The sequence below is a fragment of the gamma proteobacterium symbiont of Axiagastus rosmarus genome (assembly GCF_059730925.1).
In genome coordinates this window covers 597,287-616,592 of sequence record NZ_AP035926.1, presented here as the reverse complement: position 1 = coordinate 616,592, position 19,306 = coordinate 597,287, and the positions used below count along the sequence as shown (strand labels likewise).

Below are 19,306 nucleotides of genomic sequence, written 5' to 3'. Positions count from 1 at the left end.
ATGTTCCTGCTGTTCTGCCAATGATGCTGACAGCATGCCACCGCGCCGCAGCGCAATCATCCGAATTAGTCATAGGAAATTGTGATAGTCAGGCGCAGCGAAATTTCTTTAATTCTGCTCTGACAACTGTACCGCCATGGTGTCGGCTTCGAGCGCCTCGAAGATGTGCGGTTCATCGGCGGGATAACAAATATAATCGCCCGGGAACAGTTCGACCGGCGCTTCCATCAGGCCAACCCGCGCGCGGCCGCGTGCCAGGATGATGTGTTCGACGGAACCCGGTGGATGCGGTTTTGAGGCGCGCGGTGCGCCGGGCTGGCTGGTAATCAGATACAGATCGCGGCGGCCGCCCGGCGGGCAGCTGGCCAGTAGCGCGGCCTGAAAGTCCGCTAACTCTGCTGACACCACCATGCCTTCGCCACGCCGAATCACCTGCATCTTTTTCACTTCCGGCTCCATCAGCCGTGCAAACGGAATATTCAGCGCCACACACAGTGACCATAACGTCTCAATGCTGGGGTTACCGTTGCCTGCCTCCAGCTGCGACAGCGTTGACTTGGCGATGCCAGCGCGGCGCGCCACTTCTGTCAGCGAAAGTCCGGCGCGCTGGCGTTCGCGCACCAGTCCGGCGGCAATGATAGCAATGGGCGGGGTCACAATTACTCCTGTTCTTTATATCGAACGATTTGTTCATCTTGTAAAACACGTACGGCGCGTTCATTATAACGGCTTTCTTGTTCGTTATGAGATCAAATTGTGATGCGTCTGGGTGCCGTACCGCTTGATCGCGGCGTATTGAAAGCGATCTTCCTTGTTTGTCTGGCCGACGGCATCGTTGGCCTCTCCTATGGTTCTCTTGCCGCTGCCGACGGTTTTCCGCTCTGGGTGCCGATTGCGCTCTCGACGCTGGTGCTGGCGGGGGCGTCCGAGTTTTTGTTTATTGGCATCGTGGCAGGCGGCGGCAGTCCGCTAACCGCTGCCGCTGCTGGTTTACTGGTCAACGCACGTCATCTGCCGTTTGGCATTGCGGTGAAAGACCTGGTCGGGCAGGGCGGACGCAGCCTGCTGGGCTGCCATATCATGAATGACGAGAGCGTGGTGTTCGGTATTTCACAGCCGAAGCTAGCGCAGCGTCGGGCGGCTTACTGGATTTGCGGACTGGGTATTTTTGCCATCTGGCCGCTCACGGTGATTGCCGGTGCGGTGATTGGACGCTTTATTCCTGATGTGTCGGCGATTGGCCTGGACGCGGTGTTTCCGGCCATCCTGATCGCGCTGATTTTCCCGGCGCTGCGCCAGCGTCGCACGCGCATTCCGGCCACCCTCGGGGCACTGCTGTCCGTGCTGGCGACGCCTTTTGTGCCAGCCGGTATGCCGGTGCTGTTTTCTTTACTCGGTTTGCTGAGCTGGCGGGAGCGCAAAGATGCAAAATAGTTTAGTGATTGCCGGCATCGCGCTGCTGGCTGCAGGCACGTATGCGATTCGCTTTGCCGGTTACCGGCTGGGCAGCCGGATGCACATGTCGGAACGTATGCGCAACATGCTGTCCGACGCGGCAACGGTGCTGCTGCTGGCTGTCGCTGTCACCACCGCGCTGTTTGAGGGCACCGATTTCGCCGGCGTCGCGCGACTGACCGGCGTGTTGTTCGCGGTGTTTCTCGCCTGGCGTCGCGCGCCATTGATACTGGTAATCATCGGTGCGGCGGTGATGACGGCGCTGCTGCGCTATTTTGGCGTGCCGTAAGCGGCGGCGAGACGACCGGCGCAAAGATGACGGCGCACTGGCACCTGCTTTGCAGCTATGATTAGGGATAGTGAGTACAACAAGGACAACGCGAAAATGGTGATTAACTGCGTGGTGTATCGCCACGGCAAACGCGAAGAGCATGTCGAAGTCGATCAAATCAGCGAAGTGCTGAAAGAGGAGAAATCGTTCGTCTGGCTTGGCCTGTATCAACCCGATCCGGCGTTCATGCAAACGCTGCAGGAGGAGTTTAGCCTGCATGAGCTGGCGATTGAGGATGCGCTGGTGGCGCATCAGCGTCCCAAGATTGAGCAGTACGGCGAATCGGTATTTATCGTGGTGAAAACCGCACACATGGAAGATCGCCAGCGCATCAGCTTTGGCGAAACCCACTTTTTTCTCGGCAAAAATTTCCTGATTACCGTGCGTCACGGTTCGGTTGAGGGCTATAAAGCGATTCGCGCTAAAGCCGAGAAAAACCATGCCATGCTGTGCCAGGGACCCGGCTATGCGCTCTACTGCATCCTCGATTTTATCGTCGACAATTACAGCAAAATCACCGAATCGCTGAGTGAACGTATTGCTGACCTGGAAGACGGCATGTTCACCACCCGCTTTGACAGCGTCACGCTGGAGAATGTTTACCATTTGCGGCGTCAGCTGCTGTCGTTGCGCAATGCGGCGATGCCGGTGACAGAGATCTGCCCGCAGCTGGTGCGCTTCCATGAAGATATCATCCCGAAAAATCTGCGCGCCTATCTGCGCGACGTGCAGGATCACGCGCACCACGTAATGATTGATGCCGAAGATATGCGCGAAACGCTGGCCAGCGCCATGCAGGTCAATCTGGCGCTGGTCTCGGTACAGCAGAGTGAGGTGAATAAAAAGCTGGCCGGCTGGGGGGCAATCCTGATTGTGCCGACCATCATCTTCAGTATGTACGGCATGAACTTCTCAGACATGCCAGAGCTGCACAGCCACTTTGGCTATCCAGCGGCGCTGGTGGTCACGCTGGTGATTTGTTTCGTTATGTGGTGGCGGCTGAAAAAAGCGGGCTGGTTGTAAGCGTGATGGCCTGCGCGCTGTCACCAGACGCGCAGGCCAGGGCGATTTCAGCCTGAAATCGCCACGCTCCATTAGCCTCAATGCGCGCTGGCAGTAGGGCGCACCGTGATCTCATTGACATCAACTTCGCCAGGCTGATTAATGGCCCAGCTCACCGCCTGCGCAATGGCTTCGGGTTTTAACGCAATCTGACGATAGCTCTGCATGGCCACGCGTGCGGTCTCGTCAGTGATGGTGTCCGCCAGTTCCGATTCCACCACGCCGGGATTAATGACCGTCACACGCAGCTGGCGCGATTCCTGACGCAGGCCATCCGAGATGGCGCGAACCGCGAATTTTGTGGCGCAGTACACCGCTGCCGTCGGCGATACCGCCAGCGCACCAATCGAGGCGATATTGATGATATGGCCGCTTTGCTGCGACTCCATGACCGGCAGCACGGCAGCGATGCCGTACAGTACGCCACGCACGTTGACATCGAGCATACGATCCCATTCATCCACCTTCAGCGAACTGAGCGGCGACAGCGGCATAACGCCGGCATTGTTGATCATCACATCAACCCGGCCATATTTATCGCGGGCAAAATCGGCCAGCTGCTGCGTATCGGCACGCTGCGTCACGTCGGTGGCCAGATAATCCAGTTGCGCGCCGCTGGCACGCAGTTCATCACACAGTATTGCCAGCCGATCGGTACGGCGCGCGCCGAGCACCAGTTTATGCCCCTGACTGGCCAGCAGACGCGCTATCGCTTCGCCGATGCCGCTGCTGGCACCGGTCAGAATAATCACTTTCGCATTGGAATGAGCCATGATGGTTTCCTCGTGTTGGTTGACGAGGCTATTGTGGAAAACGCCGGCTTAAGCGAACAGACCGGATTATGGCGCATCATTGCCTGATTATCTCGTCACTGTTGTGAGCAGGGAAGAAACCTGGCTATGCTTTGCCTGAACCTCTCACCGGAAACCCGTTATGTCGCAAACCGTACAACAGCAAACCTGCGCGCTGCTGCGCCAGCTGGCACCGCAGGAAGGTTACACCGCTTCACTGCTCGACGGCGTGCGCTTTATGCGTGCCGACCGGCAGTGGGCGCGCACGCCGGTTCTTTATGAGCCGAGCATCATCATTATCTGTCAGGGCTCGAAGCGGGCGTTTCTTGCCGACAAAATGTATCGCTACGACGCGCAGCACTATCTGGTGTTGTCGGTGCCGCTGCCGTTCTCCGCTGAGACTGAAGCGACCTCGGCTGAACCGTTGCTGGGACTGGCTATCCGTCTGGATGCGGCCACGCTGGCGCGATTGGTGACGCAGGTCGCAGCGGCAGACATTCCGCTGGCGGAGACACCAGCCAGCATTATTTCGACGCCGGTAAATGAGACGCTGGCGGACAGCACGCTGCGCCTGTTGCAGGCGCTGAGCGATCCGCTGGAAGCGCAGGTTTTAGGCCCGGCACGGGTAGAAGAGATTTGCTTTCGTGTGCTGCTGGGTGAGCAGGGCGGTGCGGTGCACGCAGCGCTGACCTATCAGGGGCATTTTGGCCGCATCGCGCGGGCGTTGCAGCGCATTCATGCTGACTGGCAGCAGCCGCTGGATGTGCCGCATTTGGCCAGCGAAGCGGGCATGAGCGTTCCGCGCTTCCATCTGCATTTCAAAAGCGTCACGCAGACCTCACCGATTCAGTATCTCAAGTCCTTGCGGCTGCATCAGGCGCGTTTGATGATGATTCGCGATAATCTCACTGCCGCCGGTGCCGCCGCACGCGTTGGTTACGAAAGTGATTCACAGTTCAACCGGGAGTTTAAGCGGATGTTTGGTCGCACCCCGGCTGACGAGGCGCGGGTGATGAAACGCGCATTTGCGCTGCTGCCGCCGGAACAGTTATCCGCGCGGCTAGAGGCACATTAGGTCAGTACGTGATGACGATTGCCACCACCACGCCAATCCAGAACAGCAGGCTGGCAGCCAGTGCCAGCTGGCACAGTAACCGGCGGGAAAAACTCAGCAGCGCACTGAGGCGCGGCGATAACATTAATACCATAATCATCCCTCACAACAGCCAGCAACTGATCAGCGCAGCCCCATCACGGCAACCACCAGCAGAATCCAGAAAAATGCACAGCCCGTTAGCAGGAAACGCCAGATCAGATGGCGTTCGGGAGTTAGCAGCGTGTGCAGACGCATACGAAGAAGCAGTGGCATAGCGACCTCAAATCAGAAAGTTTTACCGGGAATATCCGGCAGCTGAGAACAGAAAATTCTGTCAGCGAATAAGAACATTCTGACGCGTTATAAGGCCGCGAAACGACAAGACCAGTCTTGAAAACTGGCTGAAAAATTCCTCATCAGGCAGGCGATAGCCACAGCGGACATCAGGTGCCGCTGTGACCATCAGGCACAGCAAAGCCGGTTACACGCTGCGCGTGACGCCACCGTCCACGCGAAGATTCTGCCCGGTGATATAAGCCGCGCCGGGCGAAGCAAGAAACGCAATGGTAGCCGCCACTTCTGCAGCCGTGCCATAGCGCTGCATGGGCACGCTGTCGCGCCGTTCATCCGTTTTCGGCAGGCTATCAATCCAGCCTGGCAGGACGTTGTTGATACGAATATTCTCAGCTGCGTAGGTGTCGGCAAAGATTTTACTGAAAGAAGCCAGACCGGCACGGAACACGGCCGAGGTCGGGAACATGTCGGTGGGTTCAAACGTCCATGCCGACGAGATATTAATGATACTGCCGCCACCCTGCTGCTGCATGATCGGCGTGACCAGACGTACAGCGCGTACCACGTTCAGGAAGTAGGTTTCCATTCCCTGCTGCCACGCATCATCGCTTAATTCAAGGATCGGCGCGCGCGGACCGTGGCCGGCACTGTTAACCAGCACGTCAATACGTCCCCAGCGCGCCAGAGTGGCATCAATCAGTTGCTGCAAATCGTCCACTGACTGATTGGAACCGGTAATGCCGAGCCCGCCCAGACGATTCGCCAGTGCCTCGCCTTTGCCGGAGGAGGAAAGAATCGCAACCCTGAAACCCTCGCTGGCCAGCTTCTCCGCTGCCGCTGCGCCCATACCGCTGCCACCTGCGACAATCACCGCAATTTTTTCTACTGTCATGTGAGTAACCTCATCAATTAAATATCCTGTCATGCCAGTATAATGGCCGGGAGATGCAGCAGAGAGTCAGCTCAGCTGGCAATTGACGATAGGAAAACTACAGGATGAATCAGGGCTTTCAGGCATTACCGTCGCTGAATGCGCTCCGGGTATTTGAAGCCGTGACGCGGCACCTTAATTTTCGCCTCGCCGCTGAAGAACTCGGTGTGACGCAGGGTGCGGTGGCGCAGCATATTCGCGGCCTGGAGGCCAGCCTGGGCCTGAAACTGTTCGATCGGCTGCCGCGTTCGCTGGCGCTGACCGCTGCCGGTGCGGGCTATGCGGTGCACATTCGTCAGGCGTTCGAGCTGATTGATGAGGCGACGCGCACGCTGCGCCCGGAGCCGGATCGCCTGACGCTGAGCGTAACGCCAACCTTTGCCAGCCGCTGGATGCTGCCGCGTTTACCGGCATTTACCGCGGCCTGGCCGGATATCGACCTGCGCGTGCTGGCCTCTGAACGGCTGGTGCAGTTTCACCATGATGGCGTCGACCTGGCGGTGCGCTATGGCCGGCCGCCGTTTGGTAGCGGGCTGGAGGCCATGCTGCTGTTTAGCCAGACGGTGCTGGCGGTGGTCAGCCCGGCGCTGCTGGCACAACACGGCGATGCGGCGCAGCCAGAAAATTGCCTGCGCTATCCGCTGCTGCACGATGGCCATCACCTGTGGCCAGCGTTCCTGGCGTTTATGTTCCCCGGCCAGTCGCTGCAGCATCAGCATCATCTGCGCTTCAACCAGACTGCGCTGGCGCTGGAAGCGGCGCTGAGTGGTCAGGGTATCGCACTGACCAGCCCGCATTTTGTGCAGAACGATCTGGCCAGCGGTCGGCTGGTTCCCGCCTGGCATCGTGAGATGCCCGTTGATGCCGGCTGGTACCTGGTGGCTCCGCGTCGCCCGCGTGAGCAGGCAACGGTGAGTGCGGTTCGTGCGTGGCTACTCAGTCAGGCGGAGCAGAGCAAAGATTGATGGCTGAGCAACGCGATGCTTTTATGTTCAATAACAAAATCAGTAAAACTGATGATCGCCTGCGAATTATGAATGTTATAACTGACTGAGCATGCATTTTATAAGGTTTATCCTGCCCAGGCAGGGTTTTAGAAAAATATCACGCAAATTCAGCAATTAAGGGAAGGAATTGTGCGTTGCAATCTGCTGAGGGCTGTGAATAAATAAAACGCTGAATTTCATAAAAATGCCATAACGGCCAGGCGACAGCCTGCATAACCGTATTACCACCATGACCGATCATAAAATTCTTTTAGCCAGGGATATCAGCGCCAGAAGTGAAAGCATGCAGGCGCACCTCATCGCCATCCGGCGCGATATTCACGCACATCCGGAACTTGGTTTCGACACCATCCGCACCGCAGCCATTGTGGAGCAGGAGTTGCTGCGCCTCGGGCTGACGCCGCAAACCGGCGTGGGCCGCACCGGCGTGATGGTGGACATTACCGGCGCGCAGCCGGGCAGGACCGTGCTGCTGCGCGCCGATATGGATGCGCTGCCGATTCATGAGCAAACCGGCCTGCCGTTTAGCAGCATCTGGCCGGGTAAAATGCACGCCTGCGGCCACGATATCCACACGGCTACGCTGCTCGGCGTTGCGGCGATCCTCGCGGACCTGCGCAGCCAGCTGCGCGGCACGGTGCGGCTGATTTTTCAGCCGGCCGAAGAGACGCCAGAGAGCGGCGCGCAAGCCATGATTGCTGCCGGCGCAGCGGACGGCATTGATGTGGCGATCACGCTACACAATAAACCAGAGCTGGCCGCAGGAGAAATCGCCCTGACGCGCGGTGCCAGCACCGCATCCAGCGATGAATTCGACCTGGTGATTCACGGCAAATCCACTCACGCCGCCCGGCCGCACATGGGTACCGATCCGATCATTGCCGCCGCCAGCCTGGTAACGCAGCTGCAGACCATTGTGTCGCGCGAGCTCGATCCGGCGAACTCTGCTGTGCTGACGATTGGCCATATCCACGGCGGCACCACCCATAACATCATCTCCGACAGCTGCCTGATTCAGGGCACCATCCGCGCTAAATCACCGCAGGCGCGCGCTCACATGGAAGACGCTTTCCGCCGCATCTGTGCCGGTGTCGCGCTGTCGCTCAATACGCGGATTGAAGTCAATTATCAGCGAGGCGTACCGCCGCTGATGAATGATGATGCGCTGATTGATGCACTGGAGCCGATTCTGTCGCATCAGTTCGGCAAGCCGGTAGTGGCAAAACCCAGCAGCAGCTTTGGCGCTGAAGATTTCTCGCTGTTTACCGAGCGTGTGCCGGGCTGTCAGATCCATATCGGCTCTGGCGCGCCGGGGCGCGACGACCATCTGCACAACTCCGACTATCAGCCGGACGAACGCAGCATTCACGCTGGCACACAGGCTCTGGCCCGTATAGCGATCGACTTACTCTCCTGATAATAATGAGGTTTTATGATGATGCGTAAAGGGCTGTTCTCCGCCTCCGCGGGCATGTTGCTGCTGGCTGCTGCCGCTGTGGTTCAGGCCAAAGATTTTGGCACGTTAAAATTCGCCACCGAAGCGGCCTATCCGCCGTTTAACCAGTCCACGCCGAGCGGCAAAATTGTCGGCTACGAGCCCGATATGGTGGCCGAACTGGCGAAACGCGCGGGGTTCAAATATGAAATCGTGGCACAGAAGTGGTCCGGACTGATCCCCGGCCTCGCTGATGGCAAATATGATGCGGTGGTCGATGCCGTCACCGTGACGCCAAAACGTGAAGAAGTAGTGGATTTTACCCATCAGTACACCGTGAGCGTTTCGGGCTTCGTCACGCTGAAGGGCAGCGCAGTAGATACCCTGCCGGGCAACGGTGAAGTAGTACAGGCGACTGATGAAGCCGGTATGAACAAAGCCATCGACGCGCTGAAGGCGAAGTTCAAAGGCAAAACCATTGCGGTGCAGGTCGCTACCATTCAGGCCGATTTTCTCAACAAATACCTCGGTGATGTCGCGACTATCCGTACCTATCAGGCCGGCCCGGAAACCTTCGCCGATCTGCTAAATGGCCGGGTTGATGCGGTCATGGCATCGCGCACCAATCTCAATGCTTATGTGAAAAAACACGCGGATACGGTAAACAGCACCGGTTACGGCTTTGTGGGTGGTGTACTGGGCCAGGGTTCGGCGATTGCCATTCGTAAAAACAATCCGGAGCTGAAAGCCGCGCTGGATCAGGCGCTGGTGTCGATGATCAAAGACGGCACGCTGAAGCAACTGTCTGAGAAATGGTTCGGCGAGAACGTCGCGCCTGCGGAATAATGCTGAGCGCTTATGACTATTGACTGGCAACTGTTAGGTTTTGGTGACGAAGGCTGGGGCGGCGTGCTGCTGGACGCCGCCACCGTCACGGTAACGGTCTCGCTGTGTGCATGGCTGCTGGGCGCGATGCTCGGCAGCCTGCTGTGCTGGATGCAGATTGGTGGCGGCCGCTGGCAGCAGCGTGTTGCCAGCGGCTACATCACGCTGTTTCGCGGCGTGCCGGAGCTGCTGGTGATCTACCTGTTCTACTTTGGTGGCCGACAGGTGGTCGGGTTTATCGGTGAAGCTATCGGCCTGCAGGGACCGTTTGACGTTAACGGCTTCGTTGCGGGCGCGATCGCCATCGGGCTGATTTCCGGCGCTTATCAGAGCAGCGTATTTCGCGGCGCGTTTTACGCGATCCCCGCCGGCACGCTGGAAGCCGCTACGGTCACCGGTATGGGCCGTTTTATGTTGTTCCGCCGCATGATTGTGCCGCAGGCGCTGCGCACCGCGCTGCCGGGCATGGGTAATCAGTGGCAATCGGTGATTAAGGAGTCGGCGCTGGTATCGGTGACCGGGCTGGTGGAAACCATGAACCAGATTTCCACCGCGTCGAATTCCACTCAGATGCCGTTTTTCTTCTACAGCGTAGGCGCGGTGATTTATCTGATTATCACCACCTGTTCAGATTTCTTCTTCCGCTATGTGGAAAAAGTGGCCATGCGCGGGCAACAACGCGCGCGGTTGTAGGGAGCCACGATGGATTTCACCTTTTTACAGCACACGCTGGCGGCGCTGCTGCGCGGACTGCCGCTGACGCTCAACCTGGCGGTATTATCCCTGCTGGGCGGCGGGATACTGGCGCTGCTGCTGAATTTGCTGCGTCAGCATCGCCTCGGCAGCTACGTGACGCGTTTTTATGTCTGGCTGTTCCGCGGAACGCCGCTGCTGATTCAAATCTTCATGATTTACTACGGCCTCGGCAGCCTGCCGGCGGTGCGCGAAAGCGTGCTGTGGCCGCTGCTGCGTGAACCTTACTGGTGCGGTTTGATCGCGCTGATTCTCAACGATGCCGCTTACACCGCTGAAATCCTGCGCGGCGGACTGAATGCGGTTAGCGTGCAGTCGCTGGAGGCGGCGAAAGTCAGCGGCATGTCGCGCTTCACCACGCTGCGGCGCATTACGCTGCCGCTGGCGGTGCGTCAGGCGCTGCCGGCCTACAGTAATGAGATCATTTCGATGATCAAATCCACCTCGCTGGTGAGTACCATCAGCCTGATGGAGATGACCGGTATCGCCGACTCCATCGTGTCAGAAACCTTCCGCGCGCTGGAGGTGTTTATCAGCGCGGCGATTATCTATCTGCTGCTGACCGTGCTGGTGAGCAAAGCGGTGGCGCTGCTGGAGCGCCGTTTGTCCCCTTATCACGCTGGAGCACGTTAATGAATAAACCCACTATTGCCCTGAGCCATCTCAGAAAAAGTTATAGCGGGAATGAAGTGCTGCATGACATCAGCCTGACGGCGCAGGATGGCGACGTCATTTCGCTGATCGGCGCCAGCGGCTCCGGTAAAAGTACGCTGCTGCGCTGCATCCCGTTTCTTGAAGTGCCACAGGCCGGTGAGATTGCCGTGGGCGATGAAGTGGTCACCCTCGATAACGCGGACGAAAAGCTGAGCCGTGAACAGCGCCGCCGCATTAAGCTGATGCGCATGCAGCTCGGCTTTGTGTTTCAGGGCTTCAATCTGTGGCCGCACAAAACCGTGCTGCAGAACATCATTGAGGCGCCGATCCATGTGCAAAAGCGCAGTCATCAGGAAGCCGTTGCCGAGGCCGAAGCGCTGCTGCAAAAAGTCGGGTTATACGAAAAGCGCAACGCGTGGCCGTCGCAGCTCTCCGGTGGTCAGCAGCAGCGCGTGGCGATTGCCCGGGCGCTGGCGCAGCAGCCGAAAGCGATACTGTTTGATGAACCCACTTCCGCCCTCGACCCGGAGCTGGTGGGCGAAGTGCTGCGCGTCATCCGCAGCCTGGCGGAAGAGGGGCGCACCATGATTATCGTCACCCATGAAATGGGGTTTGCGCGCGATGTATCAAACAAAGCGGTGTTTCTGCATCAGGGCAAAATCGAAGAGTCCGGATCGCCGCAGCAGGTGTTCAGTGAACCGATCTCGGCGCGCTGTCGCGCTTTTGTCAGCAGCCACCTGCAGCGCAACAGCTAACCAGATTTGTGCCAATGGTGTTCTAAGCCAAATTATGGAAAAATCGCCCTCCCTCAACGGAGGGCTTTTTTATCGGCGCAGGGAAGGTGCACGCTGTCGCGCACTTCACGTCCATCGATAACCAGCTACCGTCAGGTCTGGCTGCTGTTGCGTCACCGCGCGACAGAGAGGGCCGAAATTTTCCTCATTTTTCTACAGGCGGAGTACGTAATGGGCGCGAAGGTGTGGTTAGTGGATGATGATGTATCCGTGCGTGAGTCGCTGGGATTTCTGCTGCGAACCGTGGACTACGAAGTCGCCGACTTTGCCGACCTGGCATCGTTCGAAACCGCCGCCGCCGGTCAGCAAGCCGTATGCGGCTGTCTGCTGCTTGATGTGCGACAGCCAGAGAGTAGCGGCCTGAGCTGGCTGGCCCGGCAGGGTGCACGCCATCCGCTGCTGCCGGTGATCATCATGACCGGGCATGACACGCTGGAGGCCTGCCGGCGCTTGTTTGCTCAGGGCGCCTTTGCCTTTTTCACGCGGCCGCTGGAGATTGAACCGCTGCTGGAGACGGTCCGGCTGGCGATGCGTGAGAGTGAGCAGCGCGCCAGCCTCTAATGATGCCGCGCCGTGTTGCCGCAAAGCGCGCGCCGGGAAGCCAGCGCGCACAGCAGCGGCACCGGCAGGGTAAACAGCAGTAACAGCCACAACAGCACATACACCGCATCCACGCCGTCGTTTTGCAGATTGTTGTACAGCTGCGCCGGCATACCGTGGGGAAACCAGGCGAAAATCATCACAATGCCGAATTCGCCCATCGCCCGTACCCACGCCAGCGCCGTAGCCGACGCCAGGCCTGGTGCGGCCAGGGGCAGCGCCAGCCGCCAGAAGCGTGGCCACGGCGCGGCACCCAGCGTTCGGCCCGCTTCAAGGATCTCCGGCGGCACCGCGATAAACGCCGAGCGTGCGCTGGTGACAAAGTAGGGCAGCGCGCCATACCACTGCGCCAGAATAAAGGCGGCGGGATTATTCACCAGCGTCCAGCCCAGCTTGCTCAGCAGCTGGCCGGGCAAACTGTACGGACCGTACGCGCTGACCAGCAGGATTCCCATCGCCAGCGGCGGCGTCAGCAGCGGGATCATCACCAGCGTTTCCACCAGCCAGCGTATTTTTCCCCGCGCCTGCGACAGCCACCAGGCCAGCGGTAAGCCGGTCAGAAAAATCAGCACCAGCGCGATCGCTCCCAGACTGAGCGAAGTGGTAATCGCCGCGCCGTCACCCCACGCCAGCCGCAGGTGTTGCCAGTGTGTAACGCCCGTCAGGGTGATAAACGGTACGGCCAGCAGCACCAGGGCGGGCAGCGACAGCCACAGCGCGCCAGCATGGCGGATTTTCATGGCGTATAAAGCCCATCGCCCTTCGGTGCGGCATAGCCTTGCTGTTTAAACAGCGCCTGTCCTGACGGACTCAGCATGAAATCTACAAAGGCTTTGCCAGCGGCCGTACCGTGCGGCGCATTCCTGAGCACCGCCGCGTAGTAGACCAGTGGCTGGGTGTGCAGCACTTTATCTTTACCCTGGCTGTCTTTGACGCTAAAGCTGACCGTGTTGTACCACTTAGTCGCCATCGCCGGATTGCTGAGGTTGATTTCATCGGGCAGCGCGATGTAAGGCAGATGGGCAGAGATCACTTCGCTTTCATAGCCCGCAGCTGCATCCACCTGACCGCTCTCGAGCCGCGTCAGCAAGCCACCTTCCAGATGGGTTTGTGCGGGATTCTGGTAACCGCCGAGAATGTGGTCAGCGATGCCGGGCTTCCGGTAATACTTCTGCGCCAGTAGCAGGGTGAAAATGATGTTCTGGCCTTTAGGATCGTTTACCGGATCGGTCCGACCAAATTTCAGTCCCGGCGCTGCCAGCAGCTGAAGCCAGCGGCCATCATTGCCTTTGGCTGCGGCAAACTGCGGCGCAAACGGCCCCTTCGGGTTATAGGCGATCACCATGCTGGTGCTGGCTACCGGTACTGCGTTGTCGATCAGTCCGGCGTCTTTCAGGATCTGCATCGGACCGGGAGTAATAGACACGAACACGTCAGCAGTGATTTTTTTGCTCGCCAGCAGGCGCGCCATGCCGTAAGCCCCCTGGCCCTGACCTTCATACTTACCGTCATGCTGTTGTGCAAATGCCGGGCCCAGTGCCTGATCCATCACTTTTCCCATCGAACCGGCATACGTCACGCGGATATCCATGGCGGCCTGCGCCTGTAAACTCAATCCGCCGGCGGCAGTCATTAACAGTAGGGTAAGCGTCTTCACGCGGAGATTCCTTATCGCTATATAAATGAGTAAATAGCGATTATCGGAATTCTCCGTTTTAGCGCAAGGTAAAATCTGTTGCGAAATCCTGCGGTCGCGCGCCAGTGCCGGGTTTTAGTGCCATTGCAACGCGCGCTGAGAGAAAAAATTCATTTACCGATCCGTGAGCTACCGCAAACACAGGCGGCCAGCCGTCTGCTGGTTAAATAAGCGGCTATAGTTATCCCAGTTGGATTATTTTGCATGCCGCTGGGCGTGCACCTTTTCCTCATTTGCCTGGAGCCCGTTACTACGTCACGAGGTTTAACGTGTTTGCCGATCTTTCCTGGAAAATTATTCATCAGGTCATCAACCAAACCATCGCTGAGATGGTGGATGAACAGCAAACGCTGGACGTGCTGAGCCTGCGCAGGCGCTTAAGGGAAATGGCGGAGAACGAAACTAACGAGGAGATGGTGCTGTGTTACTGGCAGGCCAGCAAAGTGCTGACGCGTTTGCCGCCCACCGTCACTGCCAGCCAGCTGATAGAAGAGGCGCGCCATGCGTTCCGCAGTCCGCCCAGTCACGATTCGCTTTAACGCGAAATGCTTTTCTTTCCCCGTTGCGCTTAACAGACTCTAATTGGCTGAAATTTAATCATAATCATGCAATACGCTCTGCTAGACTTCCTGGGTTAACAACGCTGAAAACAGAGGACAGTAATGAAAATCAAAAGTTATGCCGCACACAACGCTGGTGATGCGCTGGTACCGTACGAGTACGAAACCGGTCCGCTGGCGGCGGAAGAAGTGCTGGTTGAGGTCGATTACTGCGGTGTGTGCCATTCTGATTTGTCGATGATTGATAACGAGTGGGGCATTTCCTCTTATCCGGTCATTGCCGGTCACGAAGTGATTGGTCGCATCAGCGCACTCGGCGATGCGGCGCAGGACAAAGGATTGAAGGTCGGCCAGCGCGTAGGTATCGGCTGGACCGCGAAAAGCTGCCAGCACTGTGATGCCTGCATCAACGGCGAGCAGGTCAACTGTGAGAACGGTTCAGTGCCCACCATCATGAACAAAGGCGGTTTCGCCAGCCATCTGCGCGCCGACTGGCAGTGGGTGATTCCGCTGCCGGAATCCATGGACATCTCCTCTGCCGGTCCGCTGCTGTGCGGCGGGATTACCGTGTTTAAACCGCTGCTGATGCACCATGTAACGGCAACCAGCCGCGTCGGCGTCATCGGTATTGGCGGCCTCGGCCATATGGCGATCAAGCTGCTGCGCGCCATGGGTGCAGAAGTCACGGCGTTCAGTTCGAATGCCAGCAAAACCGAATCCATCAAAGCCATGGGCGCCGATCGTGTGGTCAACAGCCGCGATCCGCAGGCGCTGAACGCGCTGGCCGGGCAATTTGATTTGATTATCAGCACCGTAGCCGTCGATCTGGACTGGCAGCCGTACTTCCAGGCGCTGGCTCCGCACGGTAAGTTCCACACCGTGGGCGCGGTGATGAAGCCATTTGAAGTGCCGGCGTTCAGTCTGATTCTGGGCGATCGCGCGGTAACGGGTTCGTCTACCGGTTCACCGGGCCAGCTGCGTAAGCTGATGCGTCTGGCGTCACGCGCCGATGTGGCACCGCAGGTGGAAGAGTTCCCGATGTCAAAAATCAATGAAGCGCTGGATCACGTACGCGCCGGTAAAGCTAATTACCGCGTGGTGCTAAAGGCCGATTTCTGAGGCGGATAACACGCTGACATTTGTCAGACAAAACGGCGGATGGGGGATCATCCGCCGTTTTTTACGCCTTATCCCTGCGAATCATCCTTTTCGCCGAGGAAGAAGTACCACAGCGGAATCGACATCAGTGCGGTGAACACCGTGGTGTAAAGCGCGATCATAAAGCCCTGCGTCAGATACATGGTCAGCGTCCAGTGGCTGAACGGGATGCCGTATTGATCGATCACGCCGCCGATAATCGCATTGCTCATCACCGTTCCGACAATCAGCGCCAGAATAAACAGCCCACGCAGGTAGTAACGCATCTCCTTGCGTTTCACCGTGAAGCGCGCCCTCACGATACCGAGCGGCGACTGCTGCGCGGCGAGAATTTCCGCTTCGCTCATCGGCGCCCGCTGTTGTCTGCGCCAGCGCAGTACGTCCACCAGCACGAAGGCCAGCAGGCTGACGCCCATCACCGGCAGGGCATAACCGAGCGCCAGCGCCAGCATCAGGCAGACCCCTTTGGCATAGTGCGGCAGCGCCAGCCAGCTTGCGCTCAGGGTTTGCGCTGGACTGGCCTGATCCAGCGCCGGGCGGCGCAGCCACCACATCCGATAACCCAGCACAATCATGCTGCATAAACCCAGGCCAAACAGCGCCAGCAACAGCTGATTAGGCCAGCCAAACAGCACGCCCATGTGCGCATCGACGCCCCAGCGCGTCAGTTTTGCCACCAGCGGGAAGCGATCAAACCAGACGTGATCGACAATCGCGAAGCTGTGCGGATTCACGGACACCGCATCCACCTGGGTGGGCCAGCTGCGATCAATCTCGCTGACAGTCCAGGCTTTGCCCTCGCTCTTCGGCTGGCGCAGCTCCACTTTAGCCGCGCGGATGCCATCCTGACGCGCCGCCGCCAGCACGCGATCCCAGTCAGCGTCGGCGGCATTTGCCGGCAGTGACTTCGCTGGCTGCGCCGCCGGTTTCGCCATCGACGACATCGGCATGCTTGTCATGTCCATGTCCGGCATACTGCGGTGATCGGCGTGAGGATCGGCCGGCGCGGCGGGCGCATCACCGCTGAGCGCAATATTCACCTGTGGCGTCAGCCAGTTAAGCTCGGTGCGCATCTTATCGATATTGCTACCTGCCCATTGTGACCAGGTGAGGCCGGTAACGGAGAAGAACAGCAGCCCGAGCAGCAGCGTCAGCCCCAGCGTGATGTGCCAGTGCCGGGTGAAGGCAAACCCCTTTCGCACGGTTTTCAGCCGGCGTTTTGGCCGCGTGCCCAGCCACAGCAGCACGCCGCCCAGCGCGGCCACCCACAGCCAGCTCGCCGCCAGTTCGCTGTAGTTGCGACCAAAGTCACCGAGTAACAGGCTGCTGTGCAGCAGATCGAGCGTGGTGCGCAGCGGCAACACGCCACTGGTGCCGTACACCGTCATGTCGCCGGTTACTTTGAGGCTGTAGGGATCGATAAATACCGCGCGCGACTGCGACGGACCGAGTGTGGCATCGCTGAACTGTACGCGCGTGGTATCGCGCGCGACGGGCGCAGGTCGAACCGCATAAATGTGCTGATTTTCGCCCGCATAGGCGCGTGCTGCGGCGATCTGCGCCGAGAGCGGTTGCGCATTGCCCTGCGGCTGCGCGGTGAGCGCATCAGCGTAGATCAGATTTTCCAGCTGCGGCGTCAGCACATACAGCATGCCGCTGAGCGCCGCCACGAAGATGAACGGCGCGACAAACAGGCCAATGTAAAAGTGTAAGCGGCGTAGCAGATTAAGCACCGCGCCGCGCGGTGCTGCAGAGTGAACAGCAGACAAAGCCGTCTTCCTTCCTATAAGAGAATGTCAGGGCACAGCGCAGGCGTTGTACCGATTAATGAGATTCAGCAGGAAAGAAAAACCGGTGGCGCGCGCGGACGATGGGTACCGCTGAAGCGGCGCGGCCGGGGTGCCACCAGCGGCGGCAGCGGTGGGGCGCGCGAGATCACCAGCATCAGCCAGATGAACGGGATAAACACCCACATCATCAGCGGAACATGCACCAGCAAATCACAATAGCCACAGGCAAATTCGCCGTCGTCCATGTTGTGATGCATCATGCCCGGCATCGCCATCTCCATCGGCATATCGTGATGGTGCATTGGCATGGCAGATGAAGGGCTGTGCGACGCCACGGGGTCAATGCGCGTTTGCCGCTCCAGCAGCGTTTTCGACACAATCGGCGCGACGAACAGCAGCAGCACCGCCACAATGGCGACGCAGGCGGTCAGGCGCTGGCGAAAGTGATAGGAAAACGTCATGGCAAATACTGAGTGCTTCAACAAATGAGGCCGAAGTGTAACGCGATTGCCGCACAAGGGTTAATAAAAGTGAGGCTGGGAGCGACAAAATTCGCACCTTTTGAAAAGGGTCACTTAACGTGGTGTGTTTGTTAACTTAATTGCAACCTGATGAGTACATTAGAGAAACACTATTTCTCATTGCTGAAGGATGAGTGGAGTCTGATGGCAAGAGCTGTCATTGCTCAGAATTTGTGGTCGCCATTAATGGCGACCCTACAAGGTATTTGCACTATTTGCACAGGGTGCGCATTGATCCGCACCGATATAAACAGGTCACTTGCAACTTTACTGCAGGGCTCACGTCATTTATTGCGGCCTGTAGGCAGTTGCACTATTTACACATGACGGCGCATTGATACGGACCGTTGTAATCAGGTCACTTTCAACTTAATTGCAAGGCATAACGGCATCGATCGCAATCAGCAAGGAATTACACGATTTTCGTAGGGTGCGCATTTATGCGCACCGATATAAACGGGCGGCTCATTGTTTAACTCTTTTCATTTACAGGGAAGACTCTCAGTATGAGCCGGGCCTTAAAATATCGATCGCCCCAGCCGCTCCGTGAGTTTCTCCAGCATGGCGGTGCCGGCCAGCGAGTTACCGGAATGATCGAGCGCCGGTGACCAGACGGCAATACTCATTTCACCGGGAATCACTGCGACAATCCCGCCGCCGACGCCGGATTTAGCCGGCATGCCCACGCGCCAGGCAAACTCACCGGCGCCGTCGTACATGCCGCTGGTCATCATCAGTGCGTTCACCTGCCGCGCCTGGCGTGCAGAGATCACCGCCCACTCATCATCCAGCGTGCGACCGTGATTGGCGAGATAGAGAAAAGTACGCGCCAGTTCGCTGCAGCTCATCGCCAGCGAGCAGTAGTGAAAGTAGGTTTCCATTACTTTACTGACATCATTATGGAAGTTGCCAAACGACTTCATCAGCCAGGCAATGGCGGCGTTACGCGCCGAGTGCTCATACTCTGAACGCGCGACCACACGGTCATACTGAATGTCCGGCTGCTGTGCCAGACGACGCACAAACTCGAGCATGCGCTGGCGCGGCGCGGTGAGTCGGCTTTCCAGCAAATCGCACATTACCAGCGCGCCGGCGTTAATGAATGGATTGCGCGGCTTTCCCTGTTCCAGTTCAAGCTGCACCAGAGAATTGAATGCCTGGCCGGATGGCTCTTTGCCCACGCGCTGCCAGATCTCGGCGTCCTCGTACAGCGTCAGCGCGACGGTAAGCGACAGGACTTTGGAGATGGACTGGATCGAGAAGCGCGTGCCTGCATCGCCGGCCTGGTAGCTGCGTCCATCGGCGGTGGCAATGGCGATGCCCAGTTGATCGGCATCCACGCCGGCCAGCGCCGGGATGTAATCTGCCACTTTGCCCTGACGGGTGAGGGGGCGTACGTCCGTGACAATCTCTTCAAGCAATGCATTACTGAGTTCCGACACCTTGTGGCTCCGGGGTGACTAATCCTGGCGCGATCATGGTGATTTGCCGTC

Annotated in this window: 23 protein-coding genes; 13 read left to right on the top strand and 10 right to left on the bottom strand. The window is 58.4% G+C overall.

All coding sequences use genetic code 11. The features are described 5' to 3' along the window. Window positions 1-108 precede the first annotated feature (108 nt). Window positions 109-657, bottom strand: a complete 549-nt coding sequence (locus tag AC6I8F_RS22260) for a helix-turn-helix domain-containing protein (protein ID WP_058758972.1) — start codon at window positions 655-657, stop codon at window positions 109-111. A gap of 102 nt (window positions 658-759) precedes the next feature. Between AC6I8F_RS22260 and AC6I8F_RS22255 the strand changes: the two genes are divergently transcribed. The 3 genes from AC6I8F_RS22255 (at window position 760) to corA (ending at window position 2,809) form a co-directional block, all read left to right on the top strand. After that, complete coding sequence (locus AC6I8F_RS22255) at window positions 760-1,434, top strand: AzlC family ABC transporter permease (RefSeq protein WP_021508855.1); 675 nt, start codon at window positions 760-762, stop codon at window positions 1,432-1,434. Beyond that, a complete protein-coding gene (locus AC6I8F_RS22250; RefSeq protein ID WP_058781029.1) occupies window positions 1,424-1,744 on the top strand; it encodes an AzlD domain-containing protein in 321 nt (106 codons plus the stop codon). The genes AC6I8F_RS22255 and AC6I8F_RS22250 overlap by 11 nt, the downstream gene beginning before the upstream one ends. A 96-nt stretch (window positions 1,745-1,840) precedes the next feature. Beyond that, the gene (corA, locus tag AC6I8F_RS22245; protein WP_262258342.1) at window positions 1,841-2,809 is read left to right on the top strand and encodes a magnesium/cobalt transporter CorA; all 969 of its coding nucleotides are present in this window, start codon (window positions 1,841-1,843) and stop codon (window positions 2,807-2,809) included. A gap of 77 nt (window positions 2,810-2,886) precedes the next feature. Here the strand turns inward: corA and AC6I8F_RS22240 are convergent, their stop codons facing one another. Beyond that, on the bottom strand, window positions 2,887-3,621 hold the full coding sequence (locus tag AC6I8F_RS22240) for an SDR family oxidoreductase (RefSeq protein WP_058758975.1): 735 nt from the start codon (window positions 3,619-3,621) through the stop codon (window positions 2,887-2,889). Between the two features lie 160 nt (window positions 3,622-3,781). Here AC6I8F_RS22240 and AC6I8F_RS22235 point away from each other — a divergent pair, with 160 nt between their 5' ends. Further along, the gene (locus AC6I8F_RS22235; protein ID WP_498028902.1) at window positions 3,782-4,714 is read left to right on the top strand and encodes an AraC family transcriptional regulator; all 933 of its coding nucleotides are present in this window, start codon (window positions 3,782-3,784) and stop codon (window positions 4,712-4,714) included. A gap of 1 nt (window position 4,715) precedes the next feature. Here the strand turns inward: AC6I8F_RS22235 and AC6I8F_RS22230 are convergent, their stop codons facing one another. The 3 genes from AC6I8F_RS22230 to AC6I8F_RS22220 form a co-directional block, all read right to left on the bottom strand. Next, window positions 4,716-4,847 carry a hypothetical protein gene (locus AC6I8F_RS22230; RefSeq protein ID WP_498028901.1) on the bottom strand — a complete coding sequence of 44 codons (132 nt, stop codon included), beginning with the start codon at window positions 4,845-4,847 and terminating at the stop codon, window positions 4,716-4,718. A 29-nt stretch (window positions 4,848-4,876) separates the two neighbouring features. Then, the gene (locus tag AC6I8F_RS22225) at window positions 4,877-5,008 is read right to left on the bottom strand and encodes a hypothetical protein (protein ID WP_256378117.1); all 132 of its coding nucleotides are present in this window, start codon (window positions 5,006-5,008) and stop codon (window positions 4,877-4,879) included. A gap of 208 nt (window positions 5,009-5,216) precedes the next feature. Further along, window positions 5,217-5,921 (bottom strand): SDR family oxidoreductase, encoded by a 705-nt coding sequence (locus AC6I8F_RS22220; protein WP_498028900.1) that lies wholly within the window; start codon window positions 5,919-5,921, stop codon window positions 5,217-5,219. A 104-nt stretch (window positions 5,922-6,025) separates the two neighbouring features. Between AC6I8F_RS22220 and AC6I8F_RS22215 the strand changes: the two genes are divergently transcribed. The 7 genes from AC6I8F_RS22215 to AC6I8F_RS22185 all read left to right on the top strand — a co-directional run bounded on the left by AC6I8F_RS22215 (window position 6,026) and on the right by AC6I8F_RS22185 (window position 12,049). Then, window positions 6,026-6,925, top strand: coding sequence for a LysR substrate-binding domain-containing protein (locus tag AC6I8F_RS22215; RefSeq protein ID WP_498028899.1), 900 nt, complete (start codon window positions 6,026-6,028; stop codon window positions 6,923-6,925). Window positions 6,926-7,196: 271 nt separating this feature from the next. Further along, a complete protein-coding gene (locus AC6I8F_RS22210) occupies window positions 7,197-8,384 on the top strand; it encodes a M20 metallopeptidase family protein (protein WP_498028898.1) in 1,188 nt (395 codons plus the stop codon). A 15-nt stretch (window positions 8,385-8,399) separates the two neighbouring features. Continuing rightward, a complete protein-coding gene (locus tag AC6I8F_RS22205; protein ID WP_021508866.1) occupies window positions 8,400-9,248 on the top strand; it encodes a transporter substrate-binding domain-containing protein in 849 nt (282 codons plus the stop codon). Window positions 9,249-9,260: 12 nt separating this feature from the next. Beyond that, window positions 9,261-9,980 (top strand): ABC transporter permease, encoded by a 720-nt coding sequence (locus AC6I8F_RS22200; RefSeq protein ID WP_058758979.1) that lies wholly within the window; start codon window positions 9,261-9,263, stop codon window positions 9,978-9,980. A 9-nt stretch (window positions 9,981-9,989) separates the two neighbouring features. Further along, window positions 9,990-10,673, top strand: coding sequence for an ABC transporter permease (locus AC6I8F_RS22195; protein ID WP_211724521.1), 684 nt, complete (start codon window positions 9,990-9,992; stop codon window positions 10,671-10,673). Beyond that, window positions 10,673-11,449 carry an ABC transporter ATP-binding protein gene (locus AC6I8F_RS22190; protein WP_498028897.1) on the top strand — a complete coding sequence of 259 codons (777 nt, stop codon included), beginning with the start codon at window positions 10,673-10,675 and terminating at the stop codon, window positions 11,447-11,449. Before AC6I8F_RS22195 ends, AC6I8F_RS22190 begins: the two co-directional genes overlap by 1 nt. 210 nt (window positions 11,450-11,659) lie before the next feature. Then, on the top strand, window positions 11,660-12,049 hold the full coding sequence (locus tag AC6I8F_RS22185; protein ID WP_021508870.1) for a response regulator transcription factor: 390 nt from the start codon (window positions 11,660-11,662) through the stop codon (window positions 12,047-12,049). Here AC6I8F_RS22185 and AC6I8F_RS22180 read toward each other — a convergent pair. Both AC6I8F_RS22180 and AC6I8F_RS22175 read right to left on the bottom strand, forming a co-directional pair. Continuing rightward, the gene (locus AC6I8F_RS22180) at window positions 12,046-12,828 is read right to left on the bottom strand and encodes a molybdate ABC transporter permease subunit (protein ID WP_059009321.1); all 783 of its coding nucleotides are present in this window, start codon (window positions 12,826-12,828) and stop codon (window positions 12,046-12,048) included. The two genes, AC6I8F_RS22185 and AC6I8F_RS22180, sit on opposite strands and share 4 nt — an antisense overlap. Next, entirely contained in the window at window positions 12,825-13,721 is an 897-nt protein-coding gene (locus AC6I8F_RS22175; protein WP_498029024.1) for an extracellular solute-binding protein, read from the bottom strand. Before AC6I8F_RS22175 ends, AC6I8F_RS22180 begins: the two co-directional genes overlap by 4 nt. Before the next feature lie 332 nt (window positions 13,722-14,053). Between AC6I8F_RS22175 and AC6I8F_RS22170 the strand changes: the two genes are divergently transcribed. Further along, on the top strand, window positions 14,054-14,323 hold the full coding sequence (locus AC6I8F_RS22170; RefSeq protein ID WP_010616678.1) for a hypothetical protein: 270 nt from the start codon (window positions 14,054-14,056) through the stop codon (window positions 14,321-14,323). Between the two features lie 123 nt (window positions 14,324-14,446). Further along, entirely contained in the window at window positions 14,447-15,463 is a 1,017-nt protein-coding gene (gene ahr / locus AC6I8F_RS22165; RefSeq protein WP_104187595.1) for an NADPH-dependent aldehyde reductase Ahr, read from the top strand. A 68-nt stretch (window positions 15,464-15,531) separates the two neighbouring features. Here the strand turns inward: ahr and AC6I8F_RS22160 are convergent, their stop codons facing one another. The 3 genes from AC6I8F_RS22160 to glsB all read right to left on the bottom strand — a co-directional run bounded on the left by AC6I8F_RS22160 (window position 15,532) and on the right by glsB (window position 19,255). Beyond that, entirely contained in the window at window positions 15,532-17,271 is a 1,740-nt protein-coding gene (locus tag AC6I8F_RS22160; RefSeq protein WP_498028896.1) for a DUF2534 family protein, read from the bottom strand. Window positions 17,272-17,336: 65 nt separating this feature from the next. Further along, window positions 17,337-17,753 (bottom strand): DUF2946 domain-containing protein, encoded by a 417-nt coding sequence (locus AC6I8F_RS22155; protein ID WP_021508875.1) that lies wholly within the window; start codon window positions 17,751-17,753, stop codon window positions 17,337-17,339. A 578-nt stretch (window positions 17,754-18,331) separates the two neighbouring features. Further along, window positions 18,332-19,255, bottom strand: a complete 924-nt coding sequence (glsB, locus tag AC6I8F_RS22150; protein ID WP_222952208.1) for a glutaminase B — start codon at window positions 19,253-19,255, stop codon at window positions 18,332-18,334. Window positions 19,256-19,306: the final 51 nt, after the last annotated feature.